Annotated in this window: 19 protein-coding genes; 11 read left to right on the top strand and 8 right to left on the bottom strand. The window is 71.0% G+C overall.

Annotation, left to right across the window (positions count from 1 at the left end; genetic code table 11):
• Positions 1-219: 219 nt before the first annotated feature.
• From ACIQM4_RS18165 to ACIQM4_RS18155, 3 genes are all read left to right on the top strand, one after another.
• Positions 220-1,095 carry a helix-turn-helix transcriptional regulator gene (locus ACIQM4_RS18165; protein WP_401592426.1) on the top strand — a complete coding sequence of 292 codons (876 nt, stop codon included), beginning with the start codon at positions 220-222 and terminating at the stop codon, positions 1,093-1,095.
• Between the two features lie 32 nt (positions 1,096-1,127).
• Complete coding sequence (locus ACIQM4_RS18160) at positions 1,128-1,643, top strand: DUF3291 domain-containing protein (RefSeq protein ID WP_401592424.1); 516 nt, start codon at positions 1,128-1,130, stop codon at positions 1,641-1,643.
• 152 nt (positions 1,644-1,795) lie between these two features.
• The gene (locus ACIQM4_RS18155) at positions 1,796-2,968 is read left to right on the top strand and encodes a PP2C family protein-serine/threonine phosphatase (RefSeq protein WP_401592422.1); all 1,173 of its coding nucleotides are present in this window, start codon (positions 1,796-1,798) and stop codon (positions 2,966-2,968) included.
• 116 nt (positions 2,969-3,084) lie between these two features.
• On the opposite strand, the gene ACIQM4_RS18150 is transcribed toward ACIQM4_RS18155, so the two are convergent.
• Positions 3,085-3,312, bottom strand: coding sequence for a hypothetical protein (locus tag ACIQM4_RS18150; protein ID WP_401592420.1), 228 nt, complete (start codon positions 3,310-3,312; stop codon positions 3,085-3,087).
• A 439-nt stretch (positions 3,313-3,751) separates the two neighbouring features.
• On the opposite strand from ACIQM4_RS18150, the gene ACIQM4_RS18145 reads away from it, so the two are divergent.
• Positions 3,752-4,624 (top strand): endonuclease/exonuclease/phosphatase family protein, encoded by an 873-nt coding sequence (locus ACIQM4_RS18145; RefSeq protein WP_401592418.1) that lies wholly within the window; start codon positions 3,752-3,754, stop codon positions 4,622-4,624.
• Positions 4,625-4,663: 39 nt separating this feature from the next.
• Here the strand turns inward: ACIQM4_RS18145 and ACIQM4_RS18140 are convergent, their stop codons facing one another.
• Both ACIQM4_RS18140 and ACIQM4_RS18135 read right to left on the bottom strand, forming a co-directional pair.
• The gene (locus tag ACIQM4_RS18140) at positions 4,664-5,392 is read right to left on the bottom strand and encodes an NADPH-dependent F420 reductase (protein WP_401592416.1); all 729 of its coding nucleotides are present in this window, start codon (positions 5,390-5,392) and stop codon (positions 4,664-4,666) included.
• A 128-nt stretch (positions 5,393-5,520) separates the two neighbouring features.
• Complete coding sequence (locus tag ACIQM4_RS18135) at positions 5,521-6,480, bottom strand: helix-turn-helix transcriptional regulator (protein WP_401592414.1); 960 nt, start codon at positions 6,478-6,480, stop codon at positions 5,521-5,523.
• Between the two features lie 122 nt (positions 6,481-6,602).
• On the opposite strand from ACIQM4_RS18135, the gene ACIQM4_RS18130 reads away from it, so the two are divergent.
• On the top strand, positions 6,603-7,406 hold the full coding sequence (locus tag ACIQM4_RS18130) for a VOC family protein (protein ID WP_401592412.1): 804 nt from the start codon (positions 6,603-6,605) through the stop codon (positions 7,404-7,406).
• A 188-nt stretch (positions 7,407-7,594) separates the two neighbouring features.
• Entirely contained in the window at positions 7,595-8,539 is a 945-nt protein-coding gene (locus ACIQM4_RS18125; RefSeq protein WP_401592410.1) for a Gfo/Idh/MocA family protein, read from the top strand.
• A 164-nt stretch (positions 8,540-8,703) separates the two neighbouring features.
• On the opposite strand, the gene ACIQM4_RS18120 is transcribed toward ACIQM4_RS18125, so the two are convergent.
• Entirely contained in the window at positions 8,704-12,051 is a 3,348-nt protein-coding gene (locus ACIQM4_RS18120; RefSeq protein ID WP_401592408.1) for a S8 family peptidase, read from the bottom strand.
• A 290-nt stretch (positions 12,052-12,341) separates the two neighbouring features.
• Here ACIQM4_RS18120 and ACIQM4_RS18115 point away from each other — a divergent pair, with 290 nt between their 5' ends.
• Positions 12,342-14,363 (top strand): bifunctional metallophosphatase/5'-nucleotidase, encoded by a 2,022-nt coding sequence (locus tag ACIQM4_RS18115; protein WP_401592407.1) that lies wholly within the window; start codon positions 12,342-12,344, stop codon positions 14,361-14,363.
• 63 nt (positions 14,364-14,426) lie between these two features.
• Here ACIQM4_RS18115 and ACIQM4_RS18110 read toward each other — a convergent pair whose 3' ends face one another.
• The 3 genes from ACIQM4_RS18110 to ACIQM4_RS18100 all read right to left on the bottom strand — a co-directional run bounded on the left by ACIQM4_RS18110 (position 14,427) and on the right by ACIQM4_RS18100 (position 17,972).
• Positions 14,427-15,116 (bottom strand): pyridoxamine 5'-phosphate oxidase family protein, encoded by a 690-nt coding sequence (locus ACIQM4_RS18110; protein WP_401592405.1) that lies wholly within the window; start codon positions 15,114-15,116, stop codon positions 14,427-14,429.
• Positions 15,113-16,297 carry a globin domain-containing protein gene (locus ACIQM4_RS18105; RefSeq protein ID WP_401592403.1) on the bottom strand — a complete coding sequence of 395 codons (1,185 nt, stop codon included), beginning with the start codon at positions 16,295-16,297 and terminating at the stop codon, positions 15,113-15,115. The genes ACIQM4_RS18110 and ACIQM4_RS18105 overlap by 4 nt, the downstream gene beginning before the upstream one ends.
• 346 nt (positions 16,298-16,643) lie before the next feature.
• On the bottom strand, positions 16,644-17,972 hold the full coding sequence (locus ACIQM4_RS18100; RefSeq protein ID WP_401592401.1) for a PP2C family protein-serine/threonine phosphatase: 1,329 nt from the start codon (positions 17,970-17,972) through the stop codon (positions 16,644-16,646).
• Positions 17,973-18,208: 236 nt separating this feature from the next.
• Here ACIQM4_RS18100 and ACIQM4_RS18095 point away from each other — a divergent pair, with 236 nt between their 5' ends.
• The 3 genes from ACIQM4_RS18095 to ACIQM4_RS18085 all read left to right on the top strand — a co-directional run bounded on the left by ACIQM4_RS18095 (position 18,209) and on the right by ACIQM4_RS18085 (position 20,199).
• The gene (locus tag ACIQM4_RS18095; protein ID WP_401592399.1) at positions 18,209-18,772 is read left to right on the top strand and encodes a MarR family winged helix-turn-helix transcriptional regulator; all 564 of its coding nucleotides are present in this window, start codon (positions 18,209-18,211) and stop codon (positions 18,770-18,772) included.
• 539 nt (positions 18,773-19,311) lie between these two features.
• Positions 19,312-19,791 (top strand): ATP-binding protein, encoded by a 480-nt coding sequence (locus tag ACIQM4_RS18090; RefSeq protein ID WP_401592397.1) that lies wholly within the window; start codon positions 19,312-19,314, stop codon positions 19,789-19,791.
• 96 nt (positions 19,792-19,887) lie between these two features.
• Positions 19,888-20,199, top strand: coding sequence for a YrhK family protein (locus ACIQM4_RS18085; protein ID WP_401592395.1), 312 nt, complete (start codon positions 19,888-19,890; stop codon positions 20,197-20,199).
• A 40-nt stretch (positions 20,200-20,239) separates the two neighbouring features.
• Here ACIQM4_RS18085 and ACIQM4_RS18080 read toward each other — a convergent pair whose 3' ends face one another.
• Positions 20,240-20,887 (bottom strand): hypothetical protein, encoded by a 648-nt coding sequence (locus ACIQM4_RS18080; protein ID WP_401592393.1) that lies wholly within the window; start codon positions 20,885-20,887, stop codon positions 20,240-20,242.
• Positions 20,888-21,026: 139 nt separating this feature from the next.
• On the opposite strand from ACIQM4_RS18080, the gene ACIQM4_RS18075 reads away from it, so the two are divergent.
• On the top strand, positions 21,027-21,629 hold the full coding sequence (locus tag ACIQM4_RS18075; protein ID WP_401592391.1) for a TetR/AcrR family transcriptional regulator: 603 nt from the start codon (positions 21,027-21,029) through the stop codon (positions 21,627-21,629).
• The last annotated feature ends 448 nt before the right edge of the window (positions 21,630-22,077 follow it).

Below are 22,077 nucleotides of genomic sequence, written 5' to 3'. Positions count from 1 at the left end.
GCTTGGTTGCGCCTTGTGTGAGGAGTACACAGCCAGCCGAGTGGAGTCGGCCAGGGGTAAAAGGCCTAAAGACATCCGCAGGTCAGGACCGGGCATTCGTAGACTCCTACAAGTGACGGTCCGGCGCCCTCCGGTCCGTCCGCGGACGATCCGCCCATGGCCGGGCCGAGTGGCCGCCGCCCTTCTACCGCCAATCAGTGTTGTTCATAGACTGACCGGGTGGAGGACATCAATGCGATCGCGGCCCTGCAGGATTCCGTACGGCGCGCTCTGTACGAGTACGTGGCGGCGCGGGGTCGCGAGGTCGGCCGTAACGAGGCGGCCGAGGCGGTAGGGGTCACGCGCACGCTGGCGGCGCACCATCTGGACAAGCTGACGGAGGTCGGGCTGCTGGAGAGCGGCAGCCGCCGGCTGACGGGCCGCTCGGGGCCGGGGGCGGGCCGCCCCGCCAAGGTCTACACGCTGGCTCGGGCCGAGCGGTCGGTCTCGCTGCCTGCCCGCGACTACCGGACGCTCGCCGAACTGCTCGCCGAGGCCGCCGAACAGGCCGGGCTCGACACCCGGCTCTTCGCGGCGGCGCGGCACCGTGGCGAGGCCGAACGGGGGGCGCAGGCGCCCCCCGAGGGGCTGGAAGAGGTCATGGAAATGCTGGCCGCCCGAGGGTATGCGCCTCATCTGGAGAACGTCGCGGATGGTGGGGGCGGTGCGGACCGCGCACACGCCGCAGGGCCCGCGGACCCCGCAGGGCCCGTGGACCCCACACGCCCCGTGGACCCCGCACGCCCCGCACGCCCCACGGACCCCGCCCGCTCCGAGGCCCCGGACGGCCGCGCGGGCGCCGGGGTAGCTGGCGACGCCGCGGGAACTGACGGCGCCGAAGGAGCTGACGGCGTCGGCAGGATCGCGCCGCGCGTCGTCCGGATGCGCAACTGCCCGTTCCACGTGGTCGCCGAACGCTTCCCGCCCCTCGTCTGCGGCATGAACTTCGCCCTTCTGCAGGGGCTGCTCGGCAGCGGTCCGGTCACCGCCAGGATGGACGCGCGGCCGGGCGAGTGCTGTGTGGTGCTCGAAGATTCTAAAAACAATACTGATTGACATAGAAAAGGGGGTCGTGCTGGGATGAGCTCATGACCTCACCCCAACACGCCTTCCACCTGGCCGAGTTGAACGTCGTGACGCTGCGCCACGCGTTCGACGACCCGCACATGGCGGACTTCGTCGAGCTGCTCAACCCGATCAACGCCACCGCCGACGCCGCCCCCGGCTTCGTGTGGCGGCTGGTGGCGGACGGGGCGGACGACGCCACCGGCCTGCGCCCGGCGGGCGAGGACGTCGTCGTCAACCTCTCGGTGTGGGAGACCTCGGAAGCCCTGTGGGACTTCACCTACCGCAGCGGGCACCTGGAGGTGATGCGCCGGCGACGCGAGTGGTTCGACCGGCACGTCCAGGCGCACCTGGTGCTCTGGTGGGTCCCGGCGGGACACATCCCCACCGTCGAGGAGGCCCTGGACCGGCTGGCCGTCCTGCGGGCCGACGGGCCTTGCCCGCGGGCGTTCACGTTCGCCCACTCCTACTCGGCCGACGAGGCGGCCCGAGCCGTTGCCGCCGGGCCGGATGCCGAAGCGGGGAAGGTGGTGGCGTGACCACCGGCAGCCGGTCAGCGTGATCGCGTTCCGGCCGGGCGTCTGGAAAGGGGCTGCTGTACATGGGGAATGTCCCGGCTTCCCCATGTTTTCGGTGATAAGAAACATTATTCAAATGTTTCGTTCGCCCAGGGAAGGTAGGTGGGGCCACCATGCAGCCCCCCGACACCGCGTTGACGGGCTTCCTTGCCGATCCGCTCAATCTGCGGCTGGACCTGGCGACCTCGATCACCGAGTGCACCCGGTCGCTCGGGTTGGACAGCGCGGCGGTGTACCTGGCCGACCTGCAACAACGTCACCTGTTGCCTCTGGACACCGCCGAAGACGCACTCGGCGTCGACGACAGCCTCGCGGGCGCCTGCTACCGCACCCAGTCACCGCGCGTCGGCGCGGAACAGCCCCCGGGACCTGTGACCGCGTGGCTGCCCCTGGTGGACGGCTCCGAACGCCTCGGGGTCATGGCGGTCCGGGCCCCGCGCATGGACGAGGACGCGCTGCGCAGAGCCGGTGCCCTCGCCGCCCTGTGCGCCATGATGATCACTTCCAAGCGGGCCTACAAGGACACCTTCGTGCGCCGGGCCCGGACGGAGGACATGACGCTGGCGGCGGAGATGCTGCGCGCCTACCTGCCGCCCCGCACGATCGGTTCCCCCCGCGTGGTGTCCACCGCGGTCCTCGAACCGGCCTACGAGATCGGCGGTGACGCCTTCGATCACGCCCTGTCCAACGACACCCTGCACGCCGCGATCGTGGACGCGGCGGGACACAACCTCGCCTCCGGCCTGACCACCGTCGTCTCCCTGGCGGCCTGCCGCAACGCCCGCCGTACCGGAGCCACCCTTCCCGAGCTGGTCGAGTCCGTCGACGCGGCGCTGTCGACCTGGCTGCCACAGCTGTTCTGCACCGCGGTGCTGAGCCAGCTCGACCTGGCGAGCGGAAGGTTCCGCTGGCTCAACTGCGGCCATCCGGCGCCCCTTCTGCTCCGCGCCGGACGGGTGGTTCCCGGGGCGCTGGAGCGGACCGCCGAACCTCCCATGGGACTGCCCGCCCTGTTCTCGTCCACCGCTCGGCACGTCCACGAGGTCGCCCTCGAACCCGGCGACCGGGTCCTGATGTACACGGACGGTGTCGTCGAGAGCCGGACGATCGAAGGCAAGCAGCTGGGCATCGAGCGCTTCATCGACCAGATCCTGCTCGCCACCGCGGCCGAGGACCTGGCGCCCGAGACGCTCCGCCGCGTGATCCACTCCCTGCTCGACGCCCCCGAGCACAAACTGAGCGACGACGCCACCATCCTGATGCTCGAATGGTGTCCCGATGACTGACTCGTGGTGTCCCGGTACCTGATCCCCGGTCGGCATCACCGAGGCGTCGGCCGCGCTGAGCCGGTCGGCGCCGCGGACCGCCGGCCGCTCGTCCGCCGGGGAGTGCGACGGGCGGGTCAGGCGTACCAGATGGCAGTGCCGTAGGCGACGACCTGTCCGCGGGCGGTCGGGCTGAGGCGGACGCCGATGATCTCGCTCGCCCCCATGTCGTTGCCGACGGCGCTGATCCGGGTGATGGCATCGGCGGTGTGGGAGCCGAAGCCGCTGCAGAACTCGCGCCGGCACACGGGCCTGGCGCGGGACGGGGTGTCCACGGTGGCGACGGGTATCGGTTCCTGTGACATGGTGCGACCTCCTGTCGGCCGGGCCCCCGCCCGGTTGCGGGGCGCAGCTGGACCGGGCGGAACGCGGCGTCCGGTACGGCACACCGTTCCTCCGGACGTCCGGTACGGCACACCGTTCCTCCGGACGTCCGGTACGGCACACCGCCCCTCCGGACGCTCGGGACGGTGCCGGCGCGGAAGGTCCCGGTCAGCTCCTTCAGCTCCAGGGTGCCCGACGACGACGGAACGACAGCCAACACGCCATGACGGTCCGCCGAACTCACGGACAACTGCGGGTACGGGGACAGCCGGCCCGTGATCACGACGTCACGGCGGACCAGGACAGCCGCGCGCCGCGGAGCGCTTGTGTGCGCAGAGCAATCTCCCGTTCACCGGTTCGGCACCGAAGCCGCACTTCAACGACCTCCGTCCGCTGCTCACGGTTGTTACAACGGTCCGCATGGCCAAGATCTCGTACCCCCGTGCCGCCGCAGCCGCGGCGGTTCTCGTCCTGACCGTCACGATGCCGTCCGCCGCGTCCGCCACACCGCCCGCTGCGCGGGCGCAGACGCTGAAGGTGATGACCTTCAACACCTGGCACGGCGGCAGCCGGGTCACCGACGGCGTCAGCAAGATCGCGCAGGAGATCAGCAAGTCGGGTGCCGACGTCGTCGCGCTTCAGGAGAACAACGGCGACTCCGCGCAGGCCATCGCCGACCGTCTCGGCTGGTACAACACCCGCACCGCCACCCACGTCGACATCGTCTCCCGCTTCCCCTTCGAGAAGACCGACCGCACGGGCACCGGCAACGGTGTGATCGCCGCCAGGATCAAGGGCTTCTGGATCTACTCGGTCCACTTCGACTACACCAAGTACGGCCCGTACAACGCCTGTTGGGACAACGACTCCTACCCCACGATCTATGCCGACGAGGCCGACAGGGCCAAGCAGGCCAAGGAGGTCGTCAACTGGGCCGGCGCGAGTCCCGCCGTCGTCGCCGGTGACTTCAACTCGCCGTCCCACCTGGACTGGACGGCGGACACCAAATCCGCCCACTGCGACTCGGTGGTGGAGTGGCCGACCACCAAGGCCTTCTGGGACGGCGGTTACTGGGACTCCTACCGCGAGGTGAACCCCGACGAGGCGAAGCTGCCGGGCAACACCTGGTCCCCGGTGGTGAAGTCCACGGACGGCCGCCCCGAGCCGCAGGACCGGATCGACTTCATCCAGTACAAGGGCGGCACCCTGGACGCGGTGGCCTCGACCGTGATCGGCGGCGGCGCGAACTGGCCGAGCGACCACCTCGCGGTGCTGACGACCTTCACCTACTGACACCGGCAGGAGCCGGCTCCGGGGCCGTGTTGCGGCGTGTCACCGAAGGCTGCCTCCGCGGACGATCTTGACTCCGAAGCGGCCGCCGAGGGCGAGACCGACGGCGGTGTGGAAGTGCGCGTACATTTCCAGGGCTCGGGCCGCCGCGAGGGGGCCGAGGTCGACGAGGTCGTTCCAGCCGTAGGCGTTCAGGAGCCGGCGGGCCGCGGACTTGGCGTCGTCGTGGTCACCGGCGAGGAACATTGTGTGGTCGCCGTCCGCGAACTCGGACGGGTTGACGACGGTTTCTTGTTCCTGGGTGACGAAGGTCTTGACGACGTTCGTGCTGGGCAGGGCGCGCTGGATCCGTTCCGCGAGACTGTCGGTGTCGACGGGGTCCAGTCGCGGCATCTCGCCCCAGGGTGTGGGCCAGGGATGTTCGGCGTCACCGGGCTGCTGGTACACGTACGGGACGGAGTAGTCGATGAGGGTCTTTCCCGCGAGGGCTGACGCGGGCAGGGCGCTGAGGGCAGTCACGGCGTTGGCGCCGTCAATTCCGTTGATGACCATCTCGCCGGCTTCGGCTGCCTCGGCAAATGTGGTCAGCGCGAGCCCGGGACGAGTGCTGAGATAGGCGGCGAAGGGTTCGGTGCCCATCATGTCGGGCTCGGTCCGGGCCAGGGTCGCCTCCGGGACGCGGGTGCCCACGATGACCTCGTGGCCGAGGGTGGACAGGCGGGTCGCGTGCTGACGGGCGCCCGCGCCGGTACCGAGAATCGCGATCTTCATCAGTGGTGCTCCTGTTGGTGAGAGGTGCTGCCGGAGAACAGACGGCCCCACGGCCGTAAAACCGACAATAGGTTCCTTTCAGGACAGGACCTGTCCTCCAACGGGCAACGGGCGGGGCGCGTGGGCCCTCAGCCGGCCGCGTCCAGGGCGCGCCGGGCGACGGTGCGCAGATGGTCACGGACGGCTTCGTCGGCGTCCAGCGTGTAGTCGCAGCCCAGGCCGACAAGGATCTGTGCGATGCCGGGGAGATCGTCGCCCGAGCAGTCCACGGTGCAGGCGCCGGGGCCCACCGGCTGGACGCGGGTGGCAAGCGCCCAGGTCCGGCGACGGACGGTCTCGGCCGGGGCGTGCACGGTGGCGACGGCGCGATACCGGGTGGGAGCGGTGGCGATCTTCGCGGCGACGTAGGAGGCGGGGTCGGCGCCGGGGCCGGGGCGCGGGGTGAAGTGGTGGCGGGTGGGGGTGGGGTCGGCGATACGGTCGAGGCGGTAGACGCGCCAGTCGTCCTTGCCGGTGTCGTGGGCGAGGAGGTACCACAACCCGCCGGAGGCGACGAGGTGGTGGGGCTCGATCCGGCGGGGCGCCCGGGTGCCGGCACGGGTGGTGTAGTCGAAGGTCACCGTCTCGTGGTCGCGGCAGGCGGCTGCCAACAGGGCCAGGGTCGCGGGATCGGCCCGGGGCCCCCGCCGCCCCCAGTCGATGGTGGCCGAGGACTGCTGGAGTGCGGTGACGTGGGTACGCAACCGGTGCGGCAGCACCTGTTCGAGTTTGGCCAGCGCGCGCAGCGCGGACTCCTCGAAACCGGTGACGTTTCCGGCGGCGGTGCGCAGGGCGACGGTGAGGGCCACGGCCTCCTCGTCGTCGAGCAGTAGCGGAGGCATGTCCGCGCCGGACCTGAGCCGGTAACCGCCCGCGGGACCGCTGACACTGTCCACCGGGTATCCGAGTTCGCGCAGCCGGTCCATGTCGCGGCGGACCGTGCGCACGGTGACCCCGAGACGCTCGGAGAGTTCGGCGCCGGACCACTCGCGGCGGGTCTGGAGCAGGGAGAGCAGTCGCAGCATCCGGGCGGGCAGATCGGTCGTCATGCTCTCCACTGTGCCCGACTTGGAGGACATGTGCTGTCCGCGAAGGGGCCTAGCGTGCAGGAAGTGGCCGGAGCACCGCTCCGCCGGAACCCGCTTCCACGCATCACCACGAAGGGCCCCTCATGAGCTTCATGTCTCCCGGCAGCGTCGTCTGGTTCGAGATCGGCACCACCGACCCGCAGCAGGTACAGGACTTCTACGGCCCCGTACTGGGCTGGACGTTCGCCGTAGACCCGGACTCGTCCGTGGACGGCCGTACCTACATCCGGATCATGGCGCCGGAAGCCCGCTGGCCGATGGGTGCCATCCAGCAGGGGGACACGGGTGGCGAGGTGATCAACCTCTCCGTGCTCTCCGCGGACGTCTTCGCCGACACCGGGCAACTCACGGCGCTCGGGGCGAAGGTCCTCGTCCCGCCGACCCGGGTGGGGGACGTCACCGTCTTCGCCCGGTTCGCCGACCCGCGGGGCAACACCTTCTCCCTGTTCTCCCAGGGTGCCTCCACCCACCTGGCTGACCGTCAGAAGGCCACCGAGCAGCACCTGGAGCAGACCGCCCTCGCGCCGCGGCCCGGCTCGACGGCCGGTTTCCAGATCGCCACCACCGACCTCGCGGTCACCCGCGACTTCTACACGGCGGCCTTCGGCTGGCGGTTCGAGCCGCGTCCGGCCGCCCCCGCCGACCACCTGGTGTTCACCCCGGGCGCGCGGTGGCCCGCCGGAATCCTGCGTGCGGAAGCGGCCGACTTCGCGATCCCCTCGATCCTGTCCGCCGACGTGACCGCGACCGCCGAGGCCGCTCTCAGGCGCGGCGGCCACGTGGATCAGGCGCCGACCACGGAGGCGGACGGCACCGTACGGGCCTGCCTCACCGACCCGTTGGGCAACCGGTTCGGCGTGCATGCCCTGCCGGGGTACGCCGCCTGACCGGAGCCCCCGCATCGCGAGGCTCGTACCTCCGGCAGCCCGGTGTGGCTCGCTGCCTTCTCCTGCCCCGCCCCGCAGCACACTTCCCCGCCCCGCAGCACCCTTGCCCACCCCGCAGCGCACTTCCCCACCCCGCCGACCGAAGCCACGGCCGCGGTCGCCCCGATCACCCTCGAAAAGGAAAAACCATGAAGATCGCCCTCCTGGGAACCAGCTTCGGCCAGGCGCATGCCGCCGTCTACGCGGCACGCGACGACGTGGACGTGGTGATGTTCGGCCGGGACCCGGACAGGACCGCCAAGGTCGCCGAGCAGTTCGGCTTCACCGCCTGCACCGATCTGGACACCGCCTTCAGCGACGCCTCCTTCGACCTGGTCGACCTCTGTCTGCCGACGCCCCTGCACACCCCGATGGCGCTGCGCGCCCTCTCGGAGGGCAAGCATGTCCTGACCGAACTCCCCATGGCCGTTTCCATGGCGGAGGGCCGCAGTCTCGTGGCCGCCGCCGAGGAGAGCGACCGGCACGTGTTCGTGGACATGTTCGAGCGGTTCGTCCCCGCCAACCGGGTACTCGACGACGCCGTGCGTGACGGCACCTACGGGCGGCTGGAGGAGCTGACCTGCTGGTCGGCCACGGCACCGCTGTGGCCCGGCGCCTGCCTGGGCGTGCAGGTCCTGCCGATGGAGGCCATGCACAGCGACCTCGACCTGATCACCCGAGCCCTCGGCACCCCCCGCGAGGTCCACGTCACCGCGGTGGAACGGGACACGGACTCCGGTGCGGTCGAGGCGGTCATGGCCTTCGACGGGGCGATCGCCCGCAGCTCGGTCTCCTCCCTGCGGCCCATGCCCTGGGGTGGGCGCGGCGGTTGGACCGCCGCCTTCACCGACGGCGTCCTGGAATCGGTCTCCACCATGGGCTACGACGGCAAGCCCGTCACCACGCTGACCGCATGCACCGCCGATGGCACCCGCGAGGTGGACCTGGAACCGGCCGACCAGTACACAGCGATGATCAACCACGTGCTGGCGGTTCTCGCGGGCGAGGCCGACAACCTCATCACCCCCGCAGGCGCCCTGGAAGCGCTGGAGTTGACCCTGCGCGTCCACCACCAGGTCAACCCCGGCCGCTGAGGAACGCTGCCGTCAGGTGCGCGCGCCGCTGCCCAGGACGACCTGAACGGCAGCGCGGCGATGCCGTGTCCGCCGTGAGCGGGACCTGCACCGTGGAGGTCCGACCCGACGCGCCTCGTCCCCCCGCGGCCGGACGCCGTCAGGGCGTCCGGCCGCGGGTGACCTCAGTGACCGAGGAACGCGTCGTGGAAGGTGAACGCCGACCTGTTGCCCTGCTTGTCGACGATCTCCGCGCGCAGGGAGACGGCCTTGCCCTTGGCGGGGGCGAGCATGGTCACCCTGCCGTGGCCGGCCTTCAGCTTCGTCCAGTGCGCCGCGTTGTCGTACGACGCCTCGACGGTGAGCGACCGGAGGTTGCTCCCGGCCGCGGCGCCCTGGATCTCGAACGGCACCGACATCGGGCGGTGGGCCCTGGCCCGTGACTGCAGATCCAGCTCCGGGTGGAAGCGGATCACGGAGGCGGGCAGCGCCTTGTCGCCGTCCTTGGAACGGAACGTCCAGCTCGTGTCGGTCCGGGTGCCGACCCTGGCGGTCTTCGCGTCACGGGTGGCCGTGGAGCTGAGGGTGTACTCGTGCTCCTCGGCCGGCACCGGGAAGGACTGGAGGTCGATCGTCCTGTCGTTCTCGGCAATCACCTTGCCGTCCTGGGCGAGGGTGGTGCGGCCCTGCGCGGTGCCGACGTAACCCTCGTGTCCCTGGCCGTCGGCGAAGACGCTCGTGAACAGGTAGAGCGTGTTCTGGGACCGCGACAGTCCCTCGTAGGCGCTCGGGTCGAGCGTCGGCCCGAACACCCCGGTGCTGAAGTCCTCCTGGTACGTGCGGCCCGCGCGGTAGGTCGCGAAACTCACCCGGTGCGTCGAGTCGGTCACGCGCCAGCCGTTGGGCAGCGTGTCGCCCAGCTGCTGCATCGACAGGCTCCACCGTGCCTCGTCCGACGTGGAGAGGTACAGGTGCTGTGCGGAGGGTGCGGGCAGGGTCCGGCCCGAGGAGAAGCCCAGCAGGCCGTCCTTGAAGTCACCGATCGGCGCGAGCCAGGCGTCCTTGCCCGGGACGGCCTCGCCGATCCCGACGTTCACCCGCGCGAGCCCCCGGCGCGTCTCGTGCTTCGTGAAGCCGGTGGCCAGACGCGTGGCCCGGCCGGCGTAGACCAGCGCGTACTGGGTGTCCTCGCCCACGGAGAAGTCGGCGTCCCACAGCTGCGTCAGGGAACCGTCCGTGATCTCCGGGCCGAGGTGTGCCGACCGGAAGTTCTGGTACGAGGCCAGCTGCCAGCCGAATTGGTAGGTGGTGGCGGCCGACTTGACCGCGTAGACCATGTACGCCTGCTGGGCCTTCGCCTTGCGGTCGGGCACGGTGATGTCGACGGGCTTCGCGGTGCGGGCGTCCAGGTCGACCTTCTGGTCCTTGCCGTCCACGACGAGCTTGGGCTGTGCGATCCAGTCCGTGCCCTTCGTGGAGTCCTCGCGGTCGGCGAGTATCACCCCCTGCACGCTGTACTCGCCGATCGGCAGCCGCACCTTCGAGGACTCGCTGTTCTCGTCGAACGCGAACTCCTGGCCTGCGGCTTCGCCGGTCAGGCCCTTGACGTACGTCTGGAAGTGCGCGGCGGGCTTGCCGTCGCGGCCGGTGTGGCGCAGGTCCAGCTCGTACGAGGCGACCTCGCGCCTGACGACGAACGCGCTGCGCACGGTCTGGTCCGCGCCCTTCGCGACGACGGCGCCCGAGTACTGCCCGTCGGCCGCCTCGACCTTCGTGTTCGCGCCGACCGTCACCTCGGCGGTCTTGCCCGCGGGTACGGTGACCTTTGCCGGGAGGGCCGTGAACATGCCGGCGGGGGCGGCATTGCCGTCCTCGTCCGTGCCGCTCGCGGCGAGGTCGAGGGTGACGTCGGACGTGCCGGTGTTGCGGTACGTCAGCGTCCGGGTGATCGGCTGGTCGTCGTCGTGCGGCCAGGCGGCGGTGCCGAAGTTCAGCGAGGTCTGCTCCGCGTACACGCCCGCCTTGATCGCCCGGTCGACCTGGACGCGGCCCGCGCCCTGGTCGAACGCGGAGAAGCCGGTGTCCTTCGTGGAGCCGGTCAGCACACCCTTCAGCTGGGCGGCCTGCCAGTCCGGGTGCTGCTGCTTCAACAGGGCGGCAGAACCCGCGACATGAGGCGTGGCCATCGACGTACCGGAGATGGTGACGTAACCCTCGGGGTTCTCGCCGACCTGACCGGCGATGACGCTGCCCGGTGAGGAGGCCGCGGTGATGTCGACGCCGGGCGCCGTGACGTCCGGCTTGATCGCGCCGTCGAGGCGCGGGCCGCGGCTGGAGAAGCCGGCCGTGACGTCGTCGCTGTCGACGGCGCCGACGGTCAGCGCGCCGTCGGCGGAGCCCGGGGAGCCTATGGTGCTCGGGCCCGGACCCTCGTTGCCCGCGGCGACGGCGAAGAGCACGCCGGCCGTCTCGCTGTAGTGGTTGACGGTCGCTTCGAGCGGGTCGACGGCCGCCGTGTCCGTGCCGCCCAGACTCATGTTCATCACGTCGGCGCCCTGCGCCGCGGCCCAGTCGATCCCGGCGATGATGTCGGACTCGGCGCCGCTGCCGGTGTCGTCCAGGACCTTCGCGGCGATGATGCTGGCCCCGGGGGCCACGCCCTTGTACTTGCCGCCCGACTTCGCGCCCGACCCGGCGATCGTGGAGGCGACGTGGGTGCCGTGGCCCTGGTGGTCCAGGTTGTCGGGGGAGGTGGAGAAGTTCTCTGCGGCGACCACCTTGCCGGCCAGGTCAGGGTGGTCGGCGTGGACGCCGGTGTCGATGACGGCGACCTTCACGCCCTTGCCGTCGAAGCCCGCCTGCCAGGCCGCCGGTGCGCCGATCTGCGGGACGCTGACGTCGAGTTGGGCCTTGACGGGGGCGTCCAGCCAGATGTGGCCGACACCCTGCGCCACGGTGGTGCTGACATCGTTGTCGCCGCGCGTGAGGGACTTCCACAGCGCGGGTACGTCCTTGGCGGGCGTCGCGAGCGCCTCGGCGTTGAGCGCCTTCAGACTGTGGCGGACCTCGGTCTTCCCCGCGTCGCGCACCTCGGCGCGGGCGGTGGCGGCCGCGCCGCGGTAGCCGACGATGACGCGCAGGCCCCCCATGTCCGTGTCGCGGGCGGAGCCGGCCAGTTCTCGTGCGTCGAAGAGCCGCTCGTCGAGCGTGCCGTCGGAGATCAGGCGCTGGGCGTCCAGCGGGACGACGAGCGAGCGCCTGCCGTCGTCCGCCACGCGGACGGGTATGTTCTCGCGCCCCGGCGCGGGCCGGAACCCGCTGACGCGGCCGTCGGTCACCTCGGCGACATCGCCGGTGATCAACTGCACGCGCCGGGCTTCCGGTTGCCGCTCGGGCTGCTGCAACTGCTGCGCCGACGGGGCGGGCTGCGAGGAACCGCCGGCGGTGGCCGGCGTCCAGGCGCCCGTGGTCATCGCGGCAACCGCGGTGGCGGCCACCGCGACGAGGGCCGGTCGTGGAACGAGTCTTCGCACATCAGTCCTTGGGGATGATCGGGCCACGTGGCCCCTGGTGGGATGGCCTGGGGCTTCGTACCCGTGGTTGGTATACCGACAACTTGTGCGAGGCGCAGTATTCATGCAGCCGTTGCCTGCGACAAGAGCCCCACCGTCCCGACACACCCCCTTTACCCACTCGTCACAGCGGGCGCCGGCTGTCTCCCCCCGCGCGTGCGCGGAGGGTTCATGGGGCTGCCGCGAGGCAGCCATACATGTGATGCACCTGATTCCCCGGCCCTTCACCTTGCTGTTCGCACCATCGGCGGGTGACGACACCACAGAGCAGCACACCGTCCAAAGCCCCTGCTGCACACCGGAGTTCAGCCACAGACGGGCTCGGCCGCCGGACCTTCCTCACCACCTTGGGGGCGCTGGCCACCACCACCGCACTCGGTGTCCCGGCCTACGCGTCCGAGGCCGCCCGCGACGCCGCCACCGCCGACGAGTACGTCGACGTCCAGTTGCTCAGCATCACCGACTTCCACGGATACCTGCAGGGCCCCACCGGCAGCGACGCCGTCATCCGCGGCAACGGCGGCAAGACGTACACGGTGGGCGGGATCGCCGCCATGGGCACCCATCTGGAGCGGCTGCGCGACGGACGGCGCAACTCGCTCTTCTTCGCGCCGGGGGACCTCTTCTCCGGGTGGGAGTTCGACGCTGCCGCGTTCTCGGACGAGCCGACGATCGAGGCCCTCAACCGGTTGGGTCTGGACTTCGCGACCGCCGGGAACCACGAGTTCGACAAGTCCCCCGCCCATCTGGTCGAGCACATGGAGCGCGGGCGCGCCCACCCGGTCGTCGGCCAGGACACGGGGTTCCGCGACTCCACCGGGCGGCGCTTCAAGGGGGCGGACTTCCCGTACTACTCCGCCAACGTGGTCCGCACGCGCGGCGGGCGGACCGTCCTGCCGCCGTACCACGTCGAATGGGCCCGGGGGCCGGGCGGCCGGCGGATCCCGATCGGCTTCATCCATCTCACCGTCCACGGGGCGGAGTTGCTCCCCAACTCCTTCCACCCGGGCCTGCGGACCCTCGACCTGCTCGGCACCGCCGAACGGTGTGCGAAGGAGCTCAAGCGGCGCGGGGTGCACGCGATCGTCCTGAGCACGCACGAGGGGGCCGTGGCAGGCGCCGACTTCAACAGCGGCAGCAACCCGTCGGGCCCCGCCTACGACCTGGCCCTGAAGCTCACCCCGGACATCGACGCCATCGTGGCAGGGCACTGGCACACCCGGTTCAACATGATGCTGCCCGACCCGAACGGCGTGCCCAGACCCTTCGTGGAGGCCGGGTTCCACGGCCAGGTCATCAACGAGATCAACCTCAAGCTCGACCCCCGCACCGGGCGGGTCGTGCGCGGGCTGACCGTCTCCACCAGCCACCCCAACACTCGTGACGTCACCCCGCACCGCGACCTCAAGGCGATCGCCGACTACTGGGCGGGGCAGGCCACCGCCCGCGAGCGCAGCACGATCGGCCGGCAGTCCGGGCCGTTCACCCGGGCCCGGAACGCGGCCGGACAGAGCACCATGGGCGACCTCGCGGCGGACTGGGCGCTGTGGGCGGCCCGCAGGCCCGTACCGGCCCACGACGACTCCAACGTCCACCGGTACGCACCCGCCCACCTCGCCCTCGTGCCGCTCGCCCCCACGGTCGGCCAGTCCCTGGTGCGCGGGGACCTGGTGCCCGCCGCCGGTTCGCAAGGAGCGGTGAGCTTCGGACAGGCCTGGCGGGCGATCGGCTACGGCAACCCGACGGTCTGCGCCACGGTGACGGGCCAACAGATCCACGACGCCCTGGAACAGCAGTGGTCCACCGGTGCGGACGGCGGGTTGCGGTTCGCGCCGCTGGCCGTCTCCGCGAACGTGCGGTACTCCTTCGACGCGGCCGGTGCGGTCGGTGACCGCGTCGCCCCGTCGGACGTGCGCATCGACGGCGTCGCGCTGCGGCTCGACCGGGACTACCGGCTGGCCACCGCCTCGTACACCTTCCTCGGCATGGACGGCTACCCGGCGCTCAGCAGGTACCGGGAGCCCTACCGGCACCAGCGGGACTTCGAGAGCTTCATCGCCTACGTACGTGCGCGGCAGGTGCTGACGCCGTCCGCGCCGGACCGCGTCACGGTGCGCAACGCGGTACTGCGGAGCGCCGGAACCGGGCAGATCACCGACCCGCCGACGCCGTTGCGCGAGGACGGCAGCGCGCTGCCGCCCGCGGTCGCCGCGATCGTCACCGCGGGCGGACCGCACGCACGGCGCCACGGAGATTTCCGGCCGCCCTGCTGACGAGGGCACACGGCCCCGGTCGACGCGCCCCCGGGAGGGGGCGCGTTGTCATGTCCGGCCCGCTCACAGTTCGCGTGAGCCGATCAAGGGGTGCCCGGCCGGGCCGTCGTCCGCGGGGCCGGCCGGGGCCTGTTCCGGTCCCGCGTCGCTCCGCGCCAACGCCGGAAGGGGCCCGGTGAAGTAGTCGGCGTCCCTGGGGCGGGCCCTGGTCAGCCGCAGGGGCCGGGGTGCGGGTTCGAGGTGGGGGATGTGCTTGGAGCAGTGCACGTACGCCTCGTGGAGCGTGATGTACGTCCACAGCACCGGCTGTCGCCCGGGAGCGGTGTCGACGGGTATCCAGGGGTGGGCGGCGCGGATGTCCTGGTCGCCGACGATCCGGGCGGAGCCGTTGACGTGCAGCCCGACGTGGTCGCGGGTGAAGTCCATGAACAGCAGGCCGATGTGCGGGTTCTCGGTGAGGTTCCCCGCACTGGCCATGACGCCGTTGCCGCGGTACTCCGGGTAGGCGAGGGTCTGCTCGTCGAGGACGGTGACGAAGCCGGGAGGGCCCGCGCGGAAGGTGGCGTCGCAGTGGCCGCGGGCGTCGGCGGTGGAGAGGAAGACCATCGACTGGCGGCCGATGAACTCACGCATGGGCGCGGTGAGGTACGGGCGGACCTGTCGGTCGTAGAAGGCGTCGGCGCGTTCGCTGGTGCCCAGGTGGGCCTGCAGCCTGCGCTCTCCCTGCGAGGGGGTGGCGTCGGGGTGGGTCACAGCTGGTCGATCTCCTGAGCGGCTCGGGGCGGTGTGAGGGGAGCGTTGAGAACGGGAGTGTCGAGCGGGTCGTGGTGGATGCGGCTCTCGAGTGCGCCCTGATCCAGGAGGGTGTGCACCGCGGCGGTGACCATGCCGGGCGGGCCGCACAGGAAGGCTTCGTGCTGGTTCCAGGGCCCGAACTCCCGGAGTACTTGCGGGAGTGTGCCCTTCTGTCCGGGGATGTCCTCGTGCGATACGGCCGCGCGTACGGTCAGCCAGTGGTGGCGTTGGGCCAGGCGCAGCATGTCGTCGAGGCCGTACAGCTCGCGGGCGGTGCGCGCTCCCACGAACAGCTCGGCGTACCGGCGCATGCCGGAGGCGGCCGCCTCTTCGAGCAGGGCGCGTATCGGTGCGAGGCCGGTTCCCCCGGCGACCAGCAGCAGGTCTCGGTCGCCCGCGGAGGCGAGAGTCATGTCACCCTGCGGCGGCCCGAGCCGCACCAGGTCCCCCGGGGCGGCATGGTGGACCAGCGCGTTGCTGACCTGCCCCCGGTGGACGGCGCGGACGTGGAAGGTGAGCGTGTGGTCCGCGCGCGGAGGATGGGCGGGGGAGTAGTGCCGCCACGTACGGGGGTACCACGGTGTTTCCATGCTCACGTACTGCCCGGCGACGTAGGGGTAGGGCAGGTCGGTCCGTACGGTGATCTCGGCGAGGCCGTCGCCGCGGTGCTCGTGGCGGACGATCTGCGCCTGCCAGGTGGCGGGGCGCAGCCGGGTGTCGTCGGCGGCGGCCGCGGTCATCACCTGGGCGGCGACGGTGTAGGCGTGCGTCCAGGCCGCGGCGGTCTCGGAGTTCCACGCGGTTCCCGCATAGCGGGCCAGTGCGGCCAGCAGGCACTCGCCCACGGCCGGGTAGTGGGCCTCCAGGGCGCCGAACTTGCGGTGGTCCCGTCCGAGCCGGGAGCAGAACCGTACGAGGTTGTCCACGTCGTCGACGAGATCGATGATGCGCAGCAGCCCCCGCAGCAACCGGTCGCGTTGCACATCCATGTTGTCCGGAAAGAGTCCGCGCACTTGCGGATACCGGGCGAAGAGGACGGCGTAGAAGTAGACGGTCATTTCCGTGGCCTGCGGCGCGACCACCGCCAGGCTCGTGCGGATGAGGGATGTCTCCCGGCCCGTGAACGGCGCGGACGTCACGGCCGTCTCCTGAGGGGCACCGGGCTTGTCCGGGGGAGCGGAACCGGGTGGGGGAACGGAACCGCGTGGGGAAAGCCGGGCTTCGCGCGCTGCGAGGGGACCGCCGGGCTGAGGGGAAGTGCTGACAAGAAGACGTTCGCAATCGTAGAAGGGGCGTTCCGTTTCGCTGGGGCCGGGACCGGCCCGAAAATGTGATCGGCGGACGAGTCATTGTGCACGGTCCGCGACCCGGCGGGAGCCCGTTCCTCCGGTTCCGAAGCGGTCGTTCCGGTCACCGGCGCCGAAAGCGGACTCCTTTACTCCGGCACCGGTTCGTTCGGCGGGGACACATCCGGCAGGGAGCCCGTTACTGCCCGGTCTCGGAGTCCGGTGTGCAGCCGTGCCAGTCGAAGCAGACGATCATGGCGTCGTCGCTGCCGGGCCCCGGGTTGCGGTGTTCCGCGAGGGAGGCCAGGACGGCCTGCGGCACCTGGGGGGCCGGGAGGAGCCGGGTCGCGGAGAGGGCGCGGGCGAGGGGGCGGGCGCTGAAGAGTTCACCGGCTGGCGACTTCGAGTCGTAGACCCCGTCGCTCACCAGCAGGAGGCGGTCGCCCGGCTCGACGGTCAGGTACTGCGGGGCGTACGCCGTGTCCTCGAACATGCCGAGGGGCAACTGCGGTTCCAGCACCAGGTGCTCGACCGCGCCGTCGCGCAGTCGCCATATCTTGGGTGAGCCCGCGTCGATGACCTCCACGACGCCGGTGGCGAGGTCGAACTCCAGGAGCAGGGCGGAGACGTGGAGTGCGCCCCGGTGCTCGCCGTAGAGCGCCTGGTCGGCCAGGGCCGCCTGGTCGGCGAGGGAGAGCCCGGCGCGGCGGGCGTTGCGCAGGGCATTGATGGCGAGGTTGGTGAGCAGGGCGGCCTTGATGCCCTCGCCCATGCCGTTGGTGACGGTGAGCGTGAGGGTGTCGGCGGAGGTGGCCCAGTCGAAGTTGTCACCGTAGATCGCGTAGGCGGGTTCGAGCTGTGCGCCGAGGGTGTACTGGGGGCGGGCGCAGGACCGGCCGGGCAGGAGCTGCCACTGCATCTCGGCGGCCAGGGTGAGGCGGGTGGCGCGGCGGGCCTGGAGGTAGAGATCGGTGTCGCGGTCGGCGACGACGAGTTCGTGGGCGAGCACGTCGGCGAGCTGTTGCAGCTCGGCCAGGGTCTCGGGGGCGGGGGCGGAGCCCGGCAGGGTGAGGGAGAGCACGCCGAGCCGGTCGCCGCGGACGCTGACGGGCAGGTGGGCGACGACTGCCGGGGCGGACGCGGGTGCTTGCGCCGAGGGGCCGGGAGCGGTCGTCGAAGGGTGTCCGTCGTCCGTCGGTTCAGCCGTCCGGCCAGGCGCGGGCTTCGGCGTCTCTTCCCCCTCCGGATCGGCCAGGTGTGCGTCGCCGGACTCCGGGTAGCGGAGCTCTCGTACGTAGGGCTGCTGGGCTCCCAGGGCCCGGCCGGGGTCGCTGCCCTGGACGGGGACCGGCTCGGCGGTGTAGGGCAGTACGGTGACGGGCTGGAGCGTGTTCATGGCGTAGTCGGCCATCCACAGGTCGACCTCGGTGGCCCCGTAGTGGGTGGTGCACATCTCGCGGACCGTGTCGAACAGGGCGTGGGGCGCTGCGGTGCGCAGGGCGCGTTCAGCGGTGGTGAAGCGGTCCATGGACGGCAGAGCCTTTCCCTGAAGTTCGAGAGCTTGAGAAGTCCGGGAGTCCGAGAACTCCGGGAGTTCGAGAGTTCGAGAAGATTTGAGAAGTTCGGTGTTCCATGTGGTGGGGCACGTACGACTGGCAGACTGAGTGCTTGACGGCCGCAGGGGCCGACGGGCTGAATCGGAGTTTCGCGGTGCGGAGTATCGACCCGGCTGGCACCCACCCCCCGGTCGCCGAGGCCGCGGCCGTGGCACGTGAAGTGGTCGAGCAGCTGGAGATGTTGTGGGAGCGGGGCCGGGAGGCGGTGCCGACCGCGCCGGTGTCCACGTCACAGCTGCGCGTGCTGTACATCCTCGATCAGCGGGACGGCATAAATCTCCGCGAGCTCGGCGAGCAGTTGGGAGCGGCGCCGTCCTCGGTGAGCCGCCTGTGCGACCGGCTCCAGGCGCTGGGACATCTCGACCGCTCCTTCAGTTCGGCCGACCGGCGCGAGGTGACCCTGCACATCACGTTCTCCGGCCGCTCCTATCTCTGCGAGCTGCGGGCGCACCGGGAGGAGGAACTGTCGGCGACGCTCGCGTCGATGACACAGGAGGAGCGGGCGGCCCTCGCACACGGCCTGGCCGCTTTTCGCAGGGCGCACGGTTCGGCCGGGCCACGCCCGGTGCCGGGCACCCGTGGCAACCGGCAGACGGACCGTAGCAGGGACAGGACGAAGAGACCCCCGGCAGCTGACGGGTCGGGCACCACGCCGGACGTCAGGCTTCCGCTCCCGCAGGACCGGCAGATGAAAGCGGTCCGACCCGCCTAGCCACAGGGGCGGCGTGGCCGGGTGGGAGAAGTGAGGGTGCACCGTGGCCGCGTGGCAAGAGTGAGGGTGCACCGTGGCCGGGTGGCAAGAGTGAGGGTGCACCGTGGCCGGGTGGCAAGAGTGAGGGTGCACCGTGGCCGGGTGGCAGAAGTGAGGGTGCACCGTGGCCTCTCCGTTCCTGCCCGGCACCGTCCCGGGACACAGTGGTCAGCGGCACGGTTGCCGAGGCCGCGTCAAGAGTGTTGCCTCGCTCCTATTGTTGTCAAACGGCAAACATCTCCCGGGTCGTGCCCGCGGTGCCCCGGGGTGTGCTCACCCCCTCGGCCTTCCCTGCGAGGCACTCCCCGTGCTTATATTTGCCATTCGGCAAATGTTTAGACTGTAAGAGCTGCCCTCGTGCGGCCGAACGCAGCGGCGGGGAGGGGACGCTGAATGGATGTCAGCGAGAGGTCCGTACTGCGTCGGGCCACCGCGGCCCCGCGAGGCCACGCCGAGTGTGGCACGGCCCACGCACCGCCGACCGGAGGGCGGCCCCGCACATGACCCGTCCCGTCGACACCCTTGCTCATCCCCGGGGCCCCGCCACCACCTCGGACCGCAACGGCCAAGGGGGCGCCCAGGAGGGCCCCGGGTTCGCTCTCGACACGGAGGAGGAGCTCCTGGCGGTACGTCACACCGTGCGGTCCGCGACGCTCGCGGCGGGATTCGGGCTGATCGACCAGACCCGTGTGGTGACGGCGGCCAGCGAACTGGCCCGCAACGCCTTCGTCCACGGCGGGGGCGGCCGGCTGCGTGTCGACATACTGCACCGGGCGGGCGAGCAGGGGGTACGCCTGACCGTGACCGACCAGGGCCCCGGCATCGCGAACGTCGAGGCCGCCCTCGTCGACGGCTACACCACGGGCTCCGGGCTGGGCCACGGGCTGGGCGGCACCCAGCGCCTGATGCACGAGTTCGAGATACACAGCGCCCCGGGAGAAGGCACCCGGATCATCACCACCCGGTGGGCGCCGGCCTGACCCGGTGGCCGCCGTCGGTCGCGGGAATCGGGCCGCGCGACTGTTCCGTCCCCTGCCTGCGCGAACCACGGGGTGAGCTTTCGTAGGGTGAGGGGTATGGCAGACACCGGGGAAACCACGCCACTGGTCATCCACCTGGGCAAGGAGGAACTCGTTGTCCGGCGGCGCTACGAGGCGGCCAGCATCGCCAACGACGTGCTCATCGCGCTGTGGTTCATCGCCGGCAGCATCATGTTCTTCTTCGAGCGGTGGACCACTACGGGCACCTGGTGCTTCCTCATCGGCAGCATCGAACTCCTCATCCGGCCCGCCATCCGCCTCGCCCGCCATGTGCACCTGCTGAAGGTCCGGTCCCGCGGGCCGCGCTCCCACCCCGCCGCGCCGGCGGAGAGCTCGCAGGACTACTGAGGCGGCGGCGACCGGTGCCCCGTGTCCCGTGCCCGTCGGGTCAGTGACCGGCCGCGTCGAGCAGGGCGGAGTACCGCAGGCGCAGTGCGCGTTCCATGCTCGCCAGGACGGCCCCGGCCCCCAGCGCGAGGTTCAGCCAGACCGGCAGGTGGACGGGCGACTCGAACACGCCGACCCGCTGTGCGACGGGAGGCATACGGGAGAGGGGTTCGGCCAGCTGCAACAGGTTCAGGCCCAGGCCGATGACCAGCAGGAGCACCGCGCCGATGCCGATCGCCCGGCTCAGTCCCGGACGGCGGGCACCGAGGCAGGCCCGCCGTCCCTCCGCCGACGCCGGGTCGGGCGTGAGCTGACGCGGCTCGCCGGCCGAGGGGCGGTAGTGGCAGCGCCTGATCCCGAAGTTGCTCATCGCCACCTCGATCACGCCCCCTTCGACCGGGAAGATCGCGGGCAGTTTCGACTCGGCGGTGTGCCTGCCGTCCAGGAACAGATGCGCCCGGATCCTGCCGCTGTCCAAGCGCGCCCAGTGCCGCACGTCGACGGCGTACCGGTGGGCGTGGCCGTCGGGCCCGTGGAGCCGGAGCCAGAACAGCGAGCGCAGGGGCAGCTGCCACCCGCGGAAACGCTGCAGTTCCCTACCGTCCCCCGGCCTGAGGCGCTTCGACGCCGCCCACTGCTTCAAGGCCATTGGGCCACTCCCTTCGCTCGTCACCCGCATCCGCACTAGTACGGTGTGTTGGTAGCACGCTAGCACACCGTACTAGTACGGCGTGCTAGTACGGCGTACCAGTAGGGTGTGCGGGAGAAGAAAGTGAAGGTGGCGGAGCATGGAAACACGCGAGAAGATCCTCCTGGCCGCGGCGGAGATGATCGCCGAGGACATGGCGGCGAAGCTGAGCGTGCGCGCGGTCGCCGCGCGCGCGGGAGTGAGCACCGGTTCGCTGCGGTTCCACTTCCCCACCCAGCGCGCACTGCGGGACAGCCTGCTGGCACGGATCTACGCACACGTGCTGCCCGGCGACCCGATCCGGGACCAGGCACTGCCACCCCGCGAGCGGTTGCTGCACTGCCTCCGGCAGGTGCTCGCGCCCCTCGGCGTCAACGACGAGGCGCGGTCCGCGTGGGGCAAGCTGTATCACGACTTCATCGAACCCGAGCCGACCGAGGAACTGCGCACCGCCTACCTCGGTCATGAACAGGAGGCGGAACGCCGGGTCGAACACTGGCTGACGGTGCTCGCCGAGGAAGGGGCACTCCCCCCGGGCGACCACACCCGGAACGTCAGATTCCTGCTCACCGTCCTGAACGGACTTGCGGTCGAACGCGCCCTCCCCACCCGCGAATCGGTCCTGGTCGCCGAGACCGAGACCCTCTACGCGGCCGTCGACCACGTCCTCGCCACCGGTCCGGCGCCTGCCGACAAGGGGTGAGTCCCTGGGGCCGCGCGTCGTTCCCACGCGTCACGCGCCGCGTCCCCACGCGTCACGCGCTCCGTTCCCACCGTTTTCCCACGCTGCTCCGGCAGAGTCGCGACGACCGGTACCTTCGACCCGCCCTGGCGCAACCTGCGCACCACCTCAAGGCCGTCCATGACGAGCAGGCGCGTGCCGCGTGGAACCTCGTGTGCACTCATACCCGGCAGCTTGGCACCACATCCTGTGACGCCGTCAGGCTGTGGTGCCACGGTGAACGACCAGCACGGCCAGACGGTTCAGACGGCGTACGGGGCGCTCCCCGAGCCTGGTGGCACGTGCACGACCGTCAGGGGCGGACGTCGCACGCCGACAGCAGGCACAGGTTGCCGCCCTGTACCCCGCGGTAGTTCCAGAGCGCCTGACGGGCGGGGGGCGCTTGACGGTCCGGGAGTGCCTGGCGGCC

This window comes from Streptomyces sp. NPDC091272 (assembly GCF_044757485.1).
In the GTDB taxonomy this organism is placed as follows: Bacteria; Actinomycetota; Actinomycetes; order Streptomycetales; family Streptomycetaceae; genus Streptomyces.
This window is presented reverse-complemented; position numbering and strand designations above follow the sequence as displayed.

What these genes read in the sequence shown, in the direction of transcription:
- ACIQM4_RS18160 (WP_401592424.1), top strand. Translation starts at nt 1,128, where the DNA reads ATGACCTCACCCCAACACGCCTTCCACCTGGCCGAGTTGAACGTCGTG.
- ACIQM4_RS18155 (WP_401592422.1), top strand. Translation starts at nt 1,796, where the DNA reads ATGCAGCCCCCCGACACCGCGTTGACGGGCTTCCTTGCCGATCCGCTC.
- ACIQM4_RS18150 (WP_401592420.1), bottom strand. Translation starts at nt 3,312, where the DNA reads ATGTCACAGGAACCGATACCCGTCGCCACCGTGGACACCCCGTCCCGC.
- ACIQM4_RS18145 (WP_401592418.1), top strand. Translation starts at nt 3,752, where the DNA reads ATGGCCAAGATCTCGTACCCCCGTGCCGCCGCAGCCGCGGCGGTTCTC.
- ACIQM4_RS18140 (WP_401592416.1), bottom strand. Translation starts at nt 5,392, where the DNA reads ATGAAGATCGCGATTCTCGGTACCGGCGCGGGCGCCCGTCAGCACGCG.
- ACIQM4_RS18135 (WP_401592414.1), bottom strand. Translation starts at nt 6,480, where the DNA reads ATGACGACCGATCTGCCCGCCCGGATGCTGCGACTGCTCTCCCTGCTC.
- ACIQM4_RS18130 (WP_401592412.1), top strand. Translation starts at nt 6,603, where the DNA reads ATGAGCTTCATGTCTCCCGGCAGCGTCGTCTGGTTCGAGATCGGCACC.
- ACIQM4_RS18125 (WP_401592410.1), top strand. Translation starts at nt 7,595, where the DNA reads ATGAAGATCGCCCTCCTGGGAACCAGCTTCGGCCAGGCGCATGCCGCC.
- ACIQM4_RS18100 (WP_401592401.1), bottom strand. Translation starts at nt 17,972, where the DNA reads ATGGACCGCTTCACCACCGCTGAACGCGCCCTGCGCACCGCAGCGCCC.
- ACIQM4_RS18090 (WP_401592397.1), top strand. Translation starts at nt 19,312, where the DNA reads ATGACCCGTCCCGTCGACACCCTTGCTCATCCCCGGGGCCCCGCCACC.
- ACIQM4_RS18085 (WP_401592395.1), top strand. Translation starts at nt 19,888, where the DNA reads ATGGCAGACACCGGGGAAACCACGCCACTGGTCATCCACCTGGGCAAG.
- ACIQM4_RS18080 (WP_401592393.1), bottom strand. Translation starts at nt 20,887, where the DNA reads ATGGCCTTGAAGCAGTGGGCGGCGTCGAAGCGCCTCAGGCCGGGGGAC.
- ACIQM4_RS18075 (WP_401592391.1), top strand. Translation starts at nt 21,027, where the DNA reads ATGGAAACACGCGAGAAGATCCTCCTGGCCGCGGCGGAGATGATCGCC.